Source organism: Polaribacter cellanae, assembly GCF_017569185.1.
Classification (GTDB): domain Bacteria; phylum Bacteroidota; class Bacteroidia; order Flavobacteriales; family Flavobacteriaceae; genus Polaribacter; species Polaribacter cellanae.
In genome coordinates this window covers 3,796,533-3,814,802 of record NZ_CP071869.1, presented here as the reverse complement: position 1 = coordinate 3,814,802, position 18,270 = coordinate 3,796,533, and the positions used below count along the sequence as shown (strand labels likewise).

6 protein-coding genes are annotated in these 18,270 nt (G+C 32.5%); all 6 read left to right on the top strand.

From position 1 onward, the window contains the following. Nucleotides 1-7 precede the first annotated feature (7 nt). Nucleotides 8-1,582, top strand: a complete 1,575-nt coding sequence (locus J3359_RS16875) for a RagB/SusD family nutrient uptake outer membrane protein (RefSeq protein WP_208078265.1) — start codon at nt 8-10, stop codon at nt 1,580-1,582. Nucleotides 1,583-1,604: 22 nt separating this feature from the next. Beyond that, nucleotides 1,605-2,735: a SusE domain-containing protein gene (locus J3359_RS16870; protein ID WP_243765948.1), complete on the top strand. Its 1,131-nt coding sequence runs from the start codon at nt 1,605-1,607 to the stop codon at nt 2,733-2,735. A gap of 29 nt (nt 2,736-2,764) precedes the next feature. Next, entirely contained in the window at nt 2,765-4,441 is a 1,677-nt protein-coding gene (locus tag J3359_RS16865; RefSeq protein ID WP_208078263.1) for a SusE domain-containing protein, read from the top strand. Between the two features lie 62 nt (nt 4,442-4,503). After that, nucleotides 4,504-7,302 (top strand): alpha-amylase family glycosyl hydrolase, encoded by a 2,799-nt coding sequence (locus J3359_RS16860; RefSeq protein ID WP_208078262.1) that lies wholly within the window; start codon nt 4,504-4,506, stop codon nt 7,300-7,302. 207 nt (nt 7,303-7,509) lie between these two features. Beyond that, entirely contained in the window at nt 7,510-16,542 is a 9,033-nt protein-coding gene (locus tag J3359_RS16855) for a T9SS type A sorting domain-containing protein (protein WP_208078261.1), read from the top strand. Between the two features lie 232 nt (nt 16,543-16,774). Next, nucleotides 16,775-18,112, top strand: coding sequence for a transposase (locus J3359_RS16850; protein ID WP_367890392.1), 1,338 nt, complete (start codon nt 16,775-16,777; stop codon nt 18,110-18,112). Nucleotides 18,113-18,270 lie beyond the last annotated feature (158 nt).

The following is an 18,270-nucleotide window of genomic DNA, read 5'->3' as shown; positions in this document are numbered from 1 at the left end:
TAGAATTATGAAAAATATAAAAAACAAATTTTTAAAATTATTCACAAGTTTTGTCGTTGTTTGTACGCTATTTACGGGCTGTATAAATGAATTAGACACAAAACCTGAAGTAGAATTATCTTTAGAAGAACTTTTAGCACAAGATCCACAAGCTGTAGAAGGTATTCTTTCTAGATTATATGGTTCTTTTGCACTTTCTGGAGCTGCTGGTTCTGGTAGTTCTGATATTAGTGATGATGCTGGAGAATCTCCTTTTTTAAGAGGAATTGTAAACCTGCAAGATTTTGCTGCAGATGGTATGAAAAACAGATGGGGAGATAATGGTTTAGACCAATTAACTACCACAAGCAACTGGACACCAGAAAACAAATTCTTTAGATATTTATATAATAGAATTTTCTTTACAATACCACAATGTAATAATCTGTTATCTATATTACCAAATGTAGAAGTAGATAAAAAAGAAGTTATTATCTCTGAGGTACGTTTTATTAGAGCATTAGCTAATTTTTATTTAATTGATGTTTTTGGTAAAGGTGTACTTGCTACTGAGCAAACTTACGGACAAACTGAACAATTACCTGAAGCTTCAAGGTTAGAATTATATAACTTCGTGGAATCAGAATTGCTAGCTATTGAACCTCTTTTATTAACTTCTAATAATTATGGTAGAGCAACAAAAGCGGCAGCTCAAATGTTATTAGCTAAGTTATATCTAAATGCAGAGGTTTACACAGGAACACCTCAATATGACAAAGCTGCAATTTATGCGAAAAAAGTAATTACTGAAGGTAGTTATACATTAGCAAACGATTTTGTAAGTCTTTTTTCTGGAGACAATAACACATCAACAGAAATTATTTTCCCTTTAATTGCAGATGCACAAGTAAGCCAAAGTTTTGGTAACACTACTTATATAGTTAATGGTAGCTTAAATGCAGATACTACACCTTTAGCTCAATTTGGTGCTACAGAAGGTTGGGGTGGTCATAGAGCATCAAAAGCTTGGTATGGTTTATATGGAGATTTATCTACTACTACTGATGAAAGAGCTGCATTGTTTTTTACAAATGGACATACGTATGAAATGGATGATTACAAAGAATGGACTAATGGTTATCCTTCAGTAAAATTTAGAAACACAAACTTTTCTGGTGCTTCTGTTCCTTCAAAATTTTCTAGTACAGATTTTCCATTATTTAGATTAGCAGATGCTTATTTAATGTATGCAGAGTGTGCAGTAAAAGGTTCTTCTGAAGCAGATATTGCAACTGCTGTAGGTTATGTAAATGATCTTAGAGAACGCTCTAAAGCCTCTACAGTTACAGCAACTGATATACAAGGTAATGAGTCTAATGGTTTACCGTTTATTTTAAACGAAAGAGCAAGAGAATTAAATTTAGAAGGTCACAGGCGTACAGATTTAATACGTTATGGTAAATTTACAGGAAACTCATATTTATGGCCTTGGAAAGGTGGGGTAAAAGATGGTACATCAATTCCAAGTAATTACAATGTGTATCCTATACCTTCTTCTGCATTACAAGCAAACCCTAATTTAACGCAAAATTTAGGCTACTAATTTTAAACACAAATTACAAATGATGAAAAATATAAAAATATTTTCAGCAGTTAGTATCATTGGCATAATACTTTTATTTTTCCAATCTTGCGAAGATACTTCTGAAACATTCGCGGTATCGCAACGAACAGCTCCTGTTTTGGCAGAATTAAATTTTACCAAATTAGAACTAGATGCTGTAAATACATCAAACCCTGCTTTAACATTAAATTGGGAAGAAGCAGATTATGGTTTTCAAGTGGTTGTTAATTATGCAATTCAGTTTTCTAAAGATGATACGTTTGCAGAACCTGTAACTGCATCAACACTTTCTAGTAAAACTTCTCTTACTTTATCTACAAGCGAATTAAATTCAATTGCTGGCAATACAGGTTTAAACCCTTTTAATTGGGCAGATATCTATGTAAGAATTGTTTCTTCTTTAGGAACTGATAAAAATGAAAAAGCGAACTCTAATACAGTTATGTTAAGTATATATCCTTACTTTAATTATGTTTTTGAAGATTATTACTTAGTAGGTAATGGAGTTGCTCCAGGGTGGAATAACGACAATAACAACCCTCCTTTATTTAGAGATGAAAAAGACAGCAATGTGTTTTATTACACAGGTCTAATAAAAAATGATAATGGAGATCTTGGTGAAGGAAGATTTAAAATCTTAGAAAATAAAGGACAATGGCAACCACAATGGGGAGTAATTGAAGATGAAGGAAATGATGGTTTTAAAACTGCTGGAAAAATTGCTGGAAACCCAACAACTCAAGCTGGTGACCCTGGAAGATTTGGAGCTGCTTCAACTGGTTTTTATTCTTTTAAAATAGATTTTAAAGCAAAAACCTATACTATGGAGCCTTTTGATGCTACAGGAAAAACGAGTCCTGCAAGCTTATCATTACAAGGTACAAGTACAGCAAATGTTGCAATGACTCCTTTGGCTTTTGACGGTCATATATGGTATGCAAATAATATTAAACTAATACCTGGCAAAGTAGAATTTGTAACTGATGCTAATGCAAAATGGGGAAGCACTACTTCTTTCTCTGGTGTTGCTACTGATGGTGGTGGTTCAATTCCAGTAATTGTAGAAGATAACTATGATATCTGGTTTAATGATTTAACAGGACGTTATATCTTAATTCCTTTGAATTTATAATATTAAAATAACTCTTAATAGATAAAAAAATGAATATTTATATAAAAAGAATTAGCTACCTGTTTTTATCACTAATCCTTTTATTAGGTGCATGTGAAGCAGAAGAAAGCTTAAAAATTACAACACCAGATCCTGAGTTTGTTTTAGACACTCCAGGAATCAGTAATATTTTACTAAATTTCGATTTGCCAGACAATCCTGCATTTACAATTACTTGGAAAGACGAAATTAATTCTAGTGCAACTTATAGTGTGGAAATGGCTACAGATGCAGAATTTACAACTCCGGTTGTTTTAGGTGCTACTGAAAAAAATAACTTTTCAATGACGGTTGCTGCATTCAACCAAGTATTAAGTGATGTAAATATTAAATCTTTTGCAGATACTGGTGTTTACATGAGATTGAATACTGGTTCTGTTGTTTCGAATACGATTTTGTTTCAAGTTTCGAAATTTGCAGTAAATCCTCCTTCAATTACAAGTCCTGCAAATGGATTTAGTGTTGTTTTAATGAGCGCAAATGCAGATGATACTGCATTAACATTAGGTTGGGAAGATTCTGAAATTGCAGAAAACAGTACTGTAAATGTTACCTATAATGTAGAAATGGTAATTGCAGGTGGCGATTTTAACGACGCTACCCAAATTGGTACTTCTAACACGATGTCTTTTGAAGTTACACACGATGCTTTAAACGATTTTGTTATTGCTGGTGGTGGAAAAGCAGATGTTGCATCAGATTTTGATTTCAGATTAAAAGCAGTTGCAAAAACAGCTTCTGGAGATTTAACGAGAACTTCAGAAAAAATAACACTTTCAATTACAGCTTTTAAAGCGCCAATTCCAGACAACTTATTTATGGTAGGTTCTCATAATGGATGGAACAATGCAGATGCTTCACAGCAATTTTTTAATGATGGAAATGGAGTATTCTCTAGAGTACAAAAGTTTGATGCTGGTGCAGAGTTTAAAATGATACCTGAAACAGGTAAATGGGATGGAGATTATGGAGAAGATAAAAATAATCCTGGAAAAGTAGTACAAGATGATGAGCAAAATATTAAGGTTGCCAATGCTGGAACTTATGTAATTATTGTAGATTTTAATACATTAAGCTTTAAACTTTCTAACATAGACAACATGTTTATGGTGGGTGCTCACAATGGTTGGAACAACGCAGATGCTTCTCAACAATTTAACACTTCTGGAAATGGAGTATTTGTAAGAATGCAAACTTTTAGTGCTGGTGACGAGTTTAAAATGCTACCAAATTCTGGTTCTTGGGATGGAGATTGGGGAGAAAATAAAGAAACTCCTAAAAGATTAGAACAAGATAATGAGCAAAACATTAAAGTGGAAACTGCTGGAACATATATGGTTACTTTAGATTTTAATACTTTATCATTTTCCATGGTAGAAGCGCCTGCAAACTTGCATTTAGTAGGCTCTCCAAATGGATGGGATAATGCTACAGCTCCTGCTTTTACTAAAACTGCAGATGGAGTTTTTGAAATTACGCAAACACTAACAGCTACAGACGAATTTAAGTTTTTACCTGTACAAGGTTCTTGGGACAATGACTGGGGAGAAAGCAAAAAGTACGCTGGTATGGTTGTAAGAGATAATGAAAATAATGTAAAATCTCCTGGAGATGGCACTTATAAAATTACTGTAGATTATAACAAAGGAACTATTACAGTTCAGTAAAAATTAATATTGCAAAGGCTATCTCTAATGGATAGCCTTTGTTTTTTATTCCCTAAATTATTATGAAAAAAATTATACTTCTTTTTACTTTATTAATCACTTCAATAGGATTTGGGCAACAAGTAACAATTACGCCAACACCTTTCGACCTTACACAATCGATTACGATTAATGTGGATGTTAAAAGTTCGCAATCGGATTGTAATGGGCTAAAAACAGCTACAAAAGTATATTTACATTCTGGAGTTGGAGATAACTCAAATGCTTTTGGAACTAGTGTTGTTGGAAATTGGGGCGCAGATGATGGTGTAGGAGAAATGACAGACACAGATGGAGATGGTGTTTGGTCTATTACTTTTGTACCCAAAACATATTATTCTCTAACAGATGCACAGGCTGCAAATGTTACCAAAATTGGAATGGTTTTTAGAAATACAAATGGAAGTAAAGAACTAAAAAATAGTGGTTGTAAAGATTATATTTTTAATGTAGGAAGTTTTCAACTTACTTTAAACATACCAACAAAAACAGAGACAATTTTAAACTCAGGCGAAACATTACCAATTAGCGCAACAACTTCTTTAAATGCTAATTTTAGTTTAAGAGCAAATGGTACTTTGGTCGATCAAAAATCGAACTTAAAAACCTATAGCTTCTCTCCTACTGTTACTCAAAATACAAATTTTGTTTTAGAAGCAACAAACAATGGTAATTCTAAATCTGTTTCGTTTAAAGCTATTGTAAGACCAACTGTAACAGAAGCTCATGTTCCTTCTGGAATGAAAGATGGCATCAATTTAAATCCATCAGACAATACAAAAGTCACGTTAGTTTTCTATGCTCCAAATAAAGATTTCGTTCATTTAATTGGAGATTTTAACAACTGGACAATCAACAACACCTATCTTCTTAAAAAAGATTCTTCAAAAGATAGATTTTGGATTGAATTAACCGGTTTAACTCCAAAGACGAATCATATGTATCAATATTTAATTGATGGAAATTTAAGAGTTGCAGATCCTTATTCTACGGTTATTCTTTCAGAATTTAACGACCAATACATTAACAATACCACATATCCAGACTTGGCAGCATATCCAACTGGAAAAACAAATGATGCTGTTACTTTATTAAGAACTGGTGACGATCCTTACGTTTGGAAAACAACCAATTTTACAAAACCAAAAAAAACCGATTTAGTAATTTACGAATTATTAATTAGAGATTTTGATGCTCTACATAGTTTCGATGCTGTAAAAGCAAGATTAGATTATTTAGAAGGTTTGGGAATAAATGCCATAGAATTTATGCCTTTAAATGAGTTTGATGGAAATGAATCTTGGGGATATAACCCATCATTTCACATGGCTTTAGATAAATATTATGGAACTAAAAATGCTTTTAAAGAGTTGGTAGACGAATGTCATAGAAGAGGAATTGCTGTTATTGTAGATGTTGTATATAACCATGCAACAGGACAAAACCCTTACTACAGGATGTACAATACAGATAATGGTGGTTATGAAGGTCAAGCAAGTGCTAACAGTCCCTTTTTTAATACAACTGCCAAACATTCTTACAGTGTTTACAACGATTTTAATCACAGTAAACAAGCAGTACAAGATTATGTAAAAAGAACTGCACAATATTGGTTAAAAGAATATAAAGTAGATGGTTTTAGGTGGGATTTAACAAAAGGATTTACCCAGAATTGTTCTCGCTCAGATCAAAGTTGTACAAATGCATATCAACAAGACAGAGTCGATATTTTAAAAGAATACGCAGATTACCAATGGGAAATTGATGCCAATTCTTACGTAATTTTCGAACATTTAGGCACCAATAACGAAGAAAAACAATGGGTAGATTATAGACTTTCGGAAGGCAAAGGAATAATGCTTTGGGGAAACCATAATGAAAATTATTCTGAAGCTACAATGGGGTTTCATTCAGGAGGAAAATCGGACTTTTCTTGGATTTCATACAAAAACAGAGGTTGGTCTGTACCTGCAAACGTGAGTTATATGGAAAGCCATGACGAAGAACGCTTAATGTATAAAAACTTACAATTTGGTAATTCCAACGGAAGTTACTCTGTTAAAAATAAATCTACTGCATTAGACAGAGTAGAAATGGCTGGTGCATTTTATTTTACTGTTCCAGGACCAAAAATGATTTGGCAATTTGGAGAATTAGGATACGATATTGGCATCAACCAAAATGGTAGAACTGGTAACAAGCCAATTTTATGGAATTACGAAGCCGAAGAAGATAGAAGAGATGTAAAAAACACTTGGTCTAAACTTATAAAATTAAAACTTCAATACGATATTTTCGAAACAGAAGATTTTACTTTAGATGTTGGCAATTCTAACGGATTAAAGAAAATAAAGCTTACAGATGCTACTGCAACAGGCATACAAAATATTGTTGTTCTTGGAAATTTTGGAACCACCACACAAAGTATAAATCCAACTTTTCAAAAAACAGGCACTTGGTATAATTTATTAGACAATAATAAAACCATAAATGTAACCAATACAAATAGCACTATTTCTTTAGCTCCTGGAGAATATAAAATGTATGGAAATATGCCTGCAACTTTATCTAATAAAGATGTAGTTATAGAAAAAGATAAAATTCAATTATACCCTAATCCAGCAACAAATCAATTTTACGTATCTAAAGAAGTTGTAAGTGTTACCATTTTTGATATCACTGGAAAAATGATAAAAAAGTATGACAACAAAGCTGTAAAAAACAATAGTTTTACAACTTCTAATATGAATAAAGGTATCTATTTTGTTCGATTTAAAAGTGAAAATAATATTATAAATGTAAAAAAACTAATACTTCATTAAGTACTGGTATAAATCATACTCTTACAAACATTCTTTCGAAACAAAAATAATGGAGCAAATACAACTGCTCCATTTTTTTATTTGTAACTATTTTATTTAAAGTGTTTCTAAATATTGTTAGGGAAATTATATTCTTAGGTAATATTAAATAATTTATTATTACTTTTGAAAACTCCCCCAACTTTTATAATATATATTTATAGTTATATGAAAAATACTTTTTTATTAGTATTTGAATTTGGGGGAATTCAATACTTATCAAAAAAAAGCACAAAAGTTATATGCTTTTTTGTAATTCTATTCTTTTTAAGTTTTAATATTCAATCGCAAACCATACCAAGTACAGGTTCTTCTGCAACAACCTGTGGAGACTGTACACCTACTGGTTGGTTAGATACTGGTGGAACACCAGATATTTCTGGAAGATTAGTTTCTGGAGGAGAAGGTTCTACTGGTGGTGGTGCAACATGGAACAGTTCTCCTTTACCTTTACCTCCCACTGGTCATACCACTTGGATATCTATTCGTGATGTTGGACCAGATTATCCAGAAGAATCTGTAACTGCAAAAATTGGAGGCTTAATACCTAATAAATTTTATACAGTTACAGTTTATGCGATGACAAGTATAAGTAACCAAGATGGTGGAACTGGTAACAACGTATATTATGCTGGCACTTATATGGATAAGTTTGATTATCAAATCGATACAAATCCAAGACAAACAATTATTGCGATATCGAAAGAATCTTGGTCAGTTGCAAAAACTTTTTTTGTTGGTACTCCAGATATTAATGGAGAAGTTTCTTTAACTTTTTTTCCAAGAAATGATGGTGGTTTTACTGCTGCTAATCAAAATACCCAATTATTAGAAGAAGTTAACATTGCCGTAGAAATTAATGCTGTAGATGAAGTAGATACCGACAAAGATGGTATCCCTGACACCATAGACATCGATGACGATAATGATGGTATTTTAGACACAGTAGAAACAACAGTTAGTGGAACATATTATAACCCTTTAGGAGATGAAGATGGAGATGCTTTACCAAATTATTTAGATAACAGAGATGATGGAACTGGAGATGGAAGTAGTACAAGTTACGACGATATTAATGGAGATGGAATTCCAAATATTTTTGATTTCGATAACGATGGTATTCCTAACCACTTGGATTTAGATGCCGACAACGATGGTATTCCAGATATTATCGAAGCTCAATCTACAACTGGCTACATACCTCCTTCAGGAATTGTTGGTGCCAACGGTTTAGATAGTGCTTACGAAGCTGGTAATGATACTACTGCAGCCAATGGTTTAGGAGGACTTAATGGAACTGGCTTAATTAATTTTGAAAGTACTGGAAACCCAGATTATTTAGATTTAGATTCTGATGGAGATGGAGTTTCAGATACCATAGAAGCAAACATTACACTTACAGGAAATATAGGAAACAATGGTTTAGATAGTGCTTACGACAATGGAGATACCTATACAGATCCGAATGGTAGTTTCGACAATACACAGCTTAATAACTTTCCGAATACAAATGGAGCAGATTCTCCAGATGATGTAAACTGGAGAGATGCAACTGTTGCCACTGGAAAAGATACAGATGGAGATGGAATTCCAGACTCTGTTGATATTGATGATGATAATGATGGAATAATAGATACTGTAGAATGCACAACAGTAAATGTGGCAGCCACCAATGCTTCAGCCATTCAAAGTCAAACAGGAGTCGTAAATTCAGCAAATGCACTCGGTTCAAATAACGCAAGGGCTCAATTAGATCAAGAATCCGATATTTTAACTATAGATTTAGGAAGAATTGTACCCAAAAATACAATTATAGAAATTGAATCTAGAGTTACAGGTACTATTAATCATATTATGAAGTTGCAACAATCTATAGCAACAACAACGAATAGCTTTACAAATCCTAAAATTTATAATTGGATAGCTACAAACTTAGAACAAAACAAACAATATAAATTAGTAAAAGATGCACGTTATATAAGAATTACATTAGAAGTAGATGCTGGAGCAGGTAATTTAGAAATAGACAATGTTAAATATCAAGGATTTACTGTAGCATGTGATACAGATGGAGATGGAATCCCCAATATTATAGATTTAGATTCCGATAACGATGGAATACCAGATAATATAGAAGCACAATCTACTTTAGGTTATCTAGCACCCTCAGGATCTGTTGGAGCAAATGGATTATATAGTATTTATGAAAACAACGATTCTGCAGGAGCAACTGGTTTAGGTGGTGCAGGAGGAACAGGTATAATAAATACAGACAGTGCAAACGATACAATTCCAGACTACTTAGACACAGATTCAGACAACGATGGCACTTTAGATAGAATCGAAGCAAATAACTCTATAAGTGGTGTTTTTGGAAAAAATGGTTTAGATAAAAATTATGAATCCGCAGATAATTATGCAGATGCAAATGGAACTTTCGATAACTCACAAGGAGATAATTTCCCAGATGCAGATGCAGATGTAAACTCAGGTGGAGATGTAGATTACAGAGACGCAGACTCTTCTTTTAAAGATAATGATAATGATGGAATACCAGATTCCGTAGATTTAGACGACGATAACGATGGTATTTTAGACAGCGTAGAAGGTGATGAAACCTTTTGTTTTAATGCTACTTTAGTATCTCAAACAGGAGTAACAAATAGTGCAAATATATTAGGCTCTCCAAATGGTAATTTTGGAGAAATAAATACAAATGGTAATGTTTTTACATTAGATTTTGGAAAAATATATCCTGCTGGAACTCAGTATAGAGTAGTCTGGAAAAGATCTACTGTTCCTACATCAGGAACAGCAATAATGGTTTTAAGTGAATCTGCTAATAACACCACTTATACAACACACCCAAACCCACCACAATCATCTCAAAGTGCCGTTTTCGAAACAGATATCGTAACTTCTAATATCGCATTTAGATACATTAGAGTTACAAAAAGCACACCACCAAGTGTAGTAGATTTTTTTGTAGATGCTATTGGTGTAAACTGTACTTTAGACACAGATGCAGATGGGGTTCCTAATTATTTAGATTTAGATTCCGATAACGATGGAATACCAGATAATATAGAAGCACAAACCACAGTAGGCTATATACTACCTAATGGAATTTTTAGCACTAATGGTGTAGATACTGCATATACAGGAGGTTTAACTCCAGAAGACACAGATGGAGATACTCTAAAAGACTATTTAGAAAATGACTCCGATAATGATGGTATTTTAGATAATATTGAAGCTAATTTAGTTTTATCTGGTATTTATGGCACAAATGGTTTAGATAATAATTACGATAATGGAGACAACTACACAGATGTTAATGGTAGTTTCGATAACTCTCAAGCAAATAATTTTCCTGATGCAGATGGAGACGTTTTCTCTGGTGGAGATGTAGATTATAGAGACGATACTTTTACAAATGATAAAGATGGAGATGGCATTAGCAATCAAGTAGATTTAGATGATGATAATGATGGTATTTTAGACGCTTTAGAAATTGGTTCATGTACACCAACAACTGCTCCTTATGTTTGGGAAAACTTATACCAAGTTACTTCTCCTAATGGAACTTTAGTTACAAATGGAGATGACCCAATAAGTGCAGCAACAAAAAATGTAAATAATGTAAATGTAACACTATCAAGAACCTCAAATGTTTCAAGCGATAGTAATTATAGAGTAAATGATAACATTACCACAAATAGTTCTTTAAATTTTCATCAAAGAGGTATTATAAGTGGTCTTTCTAGAACTAATTTCGATTTTAGTGACCCTGTATTTGGTTTATCTTTTACAATCTACGATATAAATATAGATAATGCTCAAACAATAGACAATGTAGAAATCTTTATAACCAAACAAGATGGTACAAGATACTTATTACAACCAGCAGACTATAGCACAGTAGGTAAAACTTTTACATTTAATACAACTACTAGAAATTTTACGGGTAGTGGAACTATTGGTACCACAGGCACAACTACAAATTTAACAATTAATGCAATTGCTGCATGGATTATTAAAATGCAAATTGTGTATAAGAATTCAGGTACAGGAACAATTTCAGGCCACCAAGATATCGCTTTAGGTAACTTAAATTTCTGTACACCTTTAGATAGCGATTCAGATGGCGTTTTCGATTACATAGATTTAGATTCAGACAACGATGGTATTCCAGATAATTTCGAAGCCCAATCTACAGCTAGTTACATACCTCCTACTGGAAGTTTTAGCAGTACAGGAATAGATTTAGCTTATGGTATGGGAGTTACACCTCAAAACACAGATGCTACAGCAACAACAGGTGCAGATACAATTCCAGATTACCTAGATTTAGATTCAGATGGAGATGGAACATTCGACATTTTAGAATCTGGTTTAACAACAATTACCCCAAATTCTAGTGGTAGAGCAACAGGTGCTGTAGGCTCCAATGGTTTATTAAACACATTAGACAATGGAGACACTTATAACGATGTTAATGGTAGTTTTGACAACACAGTAAAAGATAATTTTACAGATGGAGATGGAGACGTAAATATTGGAGGAGATTTAGATTATAGAGATATCGTAATTGGAGTTGATACAGATAAAGACGGTATTCCTAATGCAGATGATATAGACGATGATAATGATGGAATTTTAGACGTAGATGAATTAGCACCATTTGCAACTACAGCTAACATCACTTATCAATTTACAGGTACAATAGACGGAAGTAGAGATAGAAATGCTCCAAATAATTTAAATAGAGATTTTGTTTTCGGAGATAATTTTGGGTTTTCTGTTACTTTTAATACTGCACAACCTATAAGAATAAAGTCTGTTATAGGAGACCAAGATAATGGAAGAAATGCTGCTGTAACTGTAGATGGTAATACTGAAAACGTAGTAACAACTGCTGGTAATTTTAAATCTGTAATACAACAATCCTCAAGTTCAACAACACATTCAGTAAATTTTATTGGGGCAGATATTTCTGTTACACAAATAATCATTTATGATATTTATGATAACGTTATTGCTAAATTCGACCTTGGTACTTCAACTCCTAGCCCACTTGAATCAGGTTTTATTGCAGTAAACGAAACACTTACACCAACAACAATAACATACAATGCAATTCCTATTTCAGCAGATACAGATGGAGATGGCGTAAATAATCATTTAGACATCGATGCAGATAATGATGGTATTCCAGATAACATTGAAGCACAATCTACTGTTGGATACATTAGTCCAAGTGGTATGGGAGCTGGAATAACAGATACTAACAATAATGGTTTAGACGATAATTATGAAGTAGCTCAAGGAGGTACAGATATTTCTACAACACCAAGAAATACAGATAATGATTCTGGACCAGTAAATCCAGATTATTTAGATTTAGATTCAGATAATGATGGAATACCAGACATTCAAGAAAATGGAGATTCAGACAACGCAATTAGCGGAAACGACTCAGATGGAGATGGTTTAGATGATAATTTTGAAGGATCTAATATAAACGATGGATATGATGTGAACAACGAAATAAATACACCTTCAACAGATTTACCAGATGTAGATTCTGATGTAAATACAGATGATGTAGATTATAGAGATGACGATGTAGATCCTGTATCACCAGATTATACTGGAAATACTTTGTGGTTACGTGCAGATTTAGATATTGTAGGTGGTTCAAATGTAAGTCTTTGGAAAGATCAAACTACAAAAAACTTACCTACCCCAATAAATAGAGTAGAATTTACACAAACTGATGTTAATAAAAGACCTAATGCTACAACAAATTTATTAAACTTTAACCCAACAGTAACCTTTACACCTGCAAATGGAGATGGATTGGCTTATTCTGGAAATTTAAATCCTAGAACAATGTATATTGTTTATAACGATATTTCTAACACAAGTTGGGCAACACCTTTTACAAATGACGATGCAGATGGAATTGGTCATGGACATTCAAATGACACTCAAATTTACAACGCAACTTATACTCCATTAGCTGTGAGAAATGGTTTAGAATATGTAAATGGTTTAGCTACAGATTTTTTAACAAAAGATAGACCAGATACTTTTGAACAGCAAACTCGTATATACACTGCTAATATATCCAACGAAAATAGAAATTATTTTGTAGGTAACGATAGAGGTTACACCAACAGAGTAATTAATGGTAGTGTTGCCGAAATTATATTATATAGTGATGCACATTCAGATGCAAGAAAACAACAAGTAGAAACCTACCTAGCAATTAAATATGGTTTTACTCTAAATAATTCCAATAGCTCTTCTGTAACAGATGGAGATTATGTTTTAACTGGTGGATCTCCAAAAGTTTGGGACTATACAGCTAACAGCACGTTTCACAATGATGTAGCAGGTATTGGTAGAGACGATGCCATGGTTTTAAACCAAAAACAATCAAAATCTGTAAATTCAGATGCTATTATTACTATTGGTTTAACAGCAATTTCTGCAACAAATGCCGCAAATACAAATTCATTCTCATCAAATAAAGATTTCCTAGTTTGGGGAAATAACAATGGAGTTATTAACACCACAACAGAAACAGAACTAATTTGTGCTCCAGAAAAAACAATCGGTAGAACTTGGAAAATTGTTGAAAACGGAAGCGTTGGTTCAACTCAGGTTGCCGTTAATAAAGCAATTATAGACGGTGCTTTAACAACTCCAAACACAATAAAAGTTTTAAAAGTTGCAGATAACGCATCATTTACTACAAACGTTAATTATGTTCCATTAACAAGTACAACCATAAATTTAGAAGCAGTTTACGCTGCTAACTATAATTTTAATGGCGTAAAATACTTTACGTATTCAGAAATTAATGGAATTTTCTGGAATGGAGATGCAAATACTTGGACAGGTGGAAATAGTGCTACAGTAACTGGAGGACCAAGTACAAACGCTGCAGACACAAACAAAGTAATGGTTATAGATTCGCAAACATCTCTTACACACGCTGTTCTAAATGAAAATGTAGAAGTAGAATGTGTTTGGATTAAAGCAAACTCTAAACTAATGGTTTCTAACAATAGATATTTAGAATTTGATGAAGATTTTATTTTAGATGGAGAAATTAAATTAATTGGAGATGGTCAGTTAATTCAAACCCACTCAGGATTATCGAATGTACAAGGTTCAGGTAAGCTATATAGAGATCAAGAAGCTGTTGTGCCTAGTGTTTATAGATATCACTACTGGTCTTCTCCTGTTAGAGAATATAGTTTAGATACCTATAGAGTTGGAGAGGTAATGAAAGATGGTAGCACACCAACCTCTGCATCTTCTACAATTACAAATATCAATTGGATTTCTTTAGATCAACCAGGAGAACCGAATCGTGGTTTAGATGGTGTTCCAGGAGTTCCTGGTGTTACTCCAATAAAAATTTCAACATTTTGGATTTACACTTATTTAAATGGCACAAGCCAAGCAGATTATGTAAGAAAACTTGAAACAGGTACTATAGAAAGAGGTCAAGGATATACTATGAAAAGTACTGGACAAAATCCACAGAATTTTACATTTGTAGGAACTCCAAACGATGGTTCTATTACATTTAATATCAACCCAGGTACTACAAACTTATTAGGAAACCCATACCCAAGTGCTTTAGATGCAACAGATTTTATTAATACAAATATTAATGAAATAGATGGAACCCTTTATTTCTGGGAGCATACAGGAGAAGATAAAGAAAATCCAGCAACTACAGAGGGGCATAATTTAACAGGATATCAAGGTGGTTATTCTCAAAGAAATATTTCTATGGGTATTGCTGCAAATAGTGTTGGAAGTATTCCTCCATTAGTATATGACTGGACAAATGCAGTAGTAAGTGGATCATCAATTACACAAACTGTAGATGGTATAACAACCACTGTAACCAAATCTTCAGGCAGTATAAATTTACTTCCAAATCCATTAGGTGTTGGTGGAACTTTAGGAAATGTAATTGGAGATGTAGGTTTATCTACAAGTACCTACGATGTAACTTTTACGTTTGATAAAACTGTAGATGTTAAAAGCATCTTTTTATTTAACAATGTAGTTCTTCCTCTAACAAACCCTACAGTAACCATTACTCCAAATAATGGAGAAGCTCCTATAAATCAATTGTTAAGTGGAGTAACAGGACAAGAAGTTAATTTAAACTGGGAAGATCTTTCTGGCTTTACAATTACCACGAATAATCCTTATAATTTAATAATAGATAATTTAAAATTTGCTAGAGGAAATTTACCCAGTCTTGGAGATGGAGTTTACCATGCTCCTAATAGATATATTCCTGTAGGACAAGGATTTTTTGTATCTGCATCTAATACAGGAGGTACAGTTAGATTCGAAAATTCGCATAGGAATTATCAAGACAATAATTTTGCAAGTGGTGGCACTTTCTTTTTTAAGAGTTCAAGTAAAAAATCTCATAAAAAAGCATCTCAAGAAAACAGCGATTTATTACCAATTTTAAAACTTGGCTTTAATTATGATGCAGGTGGAGGAATTAAATATCACAGGCAAATAGGAATATCATTTAGAAAAACAAACTCTTTTGAATATGATAATGGCTATGATAGTGAAATTTACGATTTACACGACACCGATTTCTATTGGCATTTTCCAAATTATTCAGATAAAAAACTAATTATTGCAGGGATTTCAGAAATTAAAAATTCTTTAGAAGTTCCTTTAAATATTGTTTTAGGTTCTAACAGTCCATTTGAAATACAAATAGACGAAGCTAAAAATATCAACAGAGATGTTTATTTATTAGATAAATTAACAAACACTTATTACGAAATAAGCCCAGAAACTACAGAATTAAATATTGGGTCTGGAACCTATACAGATCGTTTCTATATTACTTTCTCTAAACAAAATGTGTTAAATACAGAAGATGTAAACCTTTTAAATAAAGAACTTACAATCTTTATGGACAATACTTCCAAAGAAGTAGTTATTCAAAATAACAAATTACTTAAAATTAAGAAAGTTGCCTTATTTAATGTTTTAGGCCAAAAAGTTCGTGAATGGAAAAATATAGACAATATTACAGAAAACAGATTTAAAACAAACAAGCTTTCTGCAACTGTATATATTTTAAATATTGAAACTGAAGAAGGTAAAATATCTAAGAAACTATTTATTGAATAAAAAAATAATCATAAATAATATCGAAAACCGAGACTTAATTTGTTTCGGTTTTTTTATTTTAAAAATTGGTAATGGGTTTAAAAATGTTGTTTAGGCGCTTTCATAAAACAACGCATCCCTTGTTTTTACGAGGGATTTGTTGTATTTTGTAGCTATAATAAACCCCGAAAATGGCCAATATAGGCAAAAAACGGGGTTTTAATTTCGATAATTATGAAAGTACGAAGAATTTCTGAAATGCAACACCGCATTTCAATTTTTTCCCCTCAGCGAGAATTATGATGCTCATTATGCGCGATTTTTAGAGGGAGATTTAGGTAAAATCTACTCTGCAATTCCTTGGAATGATTTAGTTAGCTCTTTTGGTATTTCTGAACAATCAAAAGGGAGAAACTATCTTTTTAGTCCTAAAGGAAGACTAGGTTTAATGTTTTTAAAACATTATGCTAATTGTTCAGATAGAAAATTGATTGAGCAACTAAACTCGAATTTAGACTATCAATTTTTCTGTGATATAGAACTAGGTTTTGAACGCTTAACAAACTATAAAATAGTGAGCCAAATACGTTGTGAATTAGCAGAGAAACTCGATATTAATTCCATAGAAAAAATTCTATTCAACTCTTGGAAAAACGAAATTGAAAACCCCAATCAAATTGTAATGGATGCTACTTGTTATGAAAGTGAAGTTCGTTACCCTAGCATCCAAAAATTACTTTGGGAGTCGGTTCATTGGTTGTACAATCAATTACGTAAAACCTGCTCTATATTAGGGGTTAAAATGATTAGAAGTAAATATATCAAGTGGAAAAAACGTTATCAAGGATTTAGTAAAATGCGAAGAAAAACCAAGTCGAAACGTATTTCATTAACCCGAGGTTTACTCAATCTGTTAAGTAAATTTATCAACTTTGAAAAAGAGTTGTCAGAAAATCACAATATTGAGTTTATAGCTTTGTATTATAAGCGAATAAATACAATTCAAAGGATTTACAAACAACAAAAAGATCATTTTGATACAGGAGAAAAAATCAAAGATAGAATTGTAAGCATTCAAAAGGATTATATTCGTCCTATTGTTCGAGGAAAGGAAGTAAAACCTGTTGAATTTGGAGCAAAAGTTAACAAAGTTCAAATTGATGGAATTAGCTTTATCGAACATATTAACTTTAATGCATTTCATGAAGGAAATCGTTTTATTCAAACAGTCCAAAAAGCACAAGGATTAACTCGAAAAAAAGTAAAAATAGCTGGAGCAGATAAAATTTATGCCACCAATAAAAATAGAAAACACTGTAGTTCTAAGAACATAGAAACAGACTTTATCCCCAAGGGAAAAAAGCCGAAAAATCATAAAGAAAAAAAGCAACTTAGAGCTATTATCGCAAAAGAAAGAGCTACAAGATTAGAAGGTTCTTTTGGAAAGGATAAAGAATATTATCACTTACGAAAAATAAAAGCCAAAACTAAAAAGAATGAAATTCTATGGATATTCTTTGGAATACACACAGGGAATGCTCTTGAAATTGGCCGAAGAAAAATAGCTAAAACAGCACAACAAGTAGCCTAAATTTGAAGCATTGAATATAGTTTTATGGGAGAGGTATGTCTTGTTGGGAAATTTTTAAGAAACTGAACCCTTAAAACAGCTTTAAAACAAAAATTGAGGGTAGAATTTAAATAATTATGCCCGCAATTTTAGCTGCATTTTTAAAAATAACCTATTTT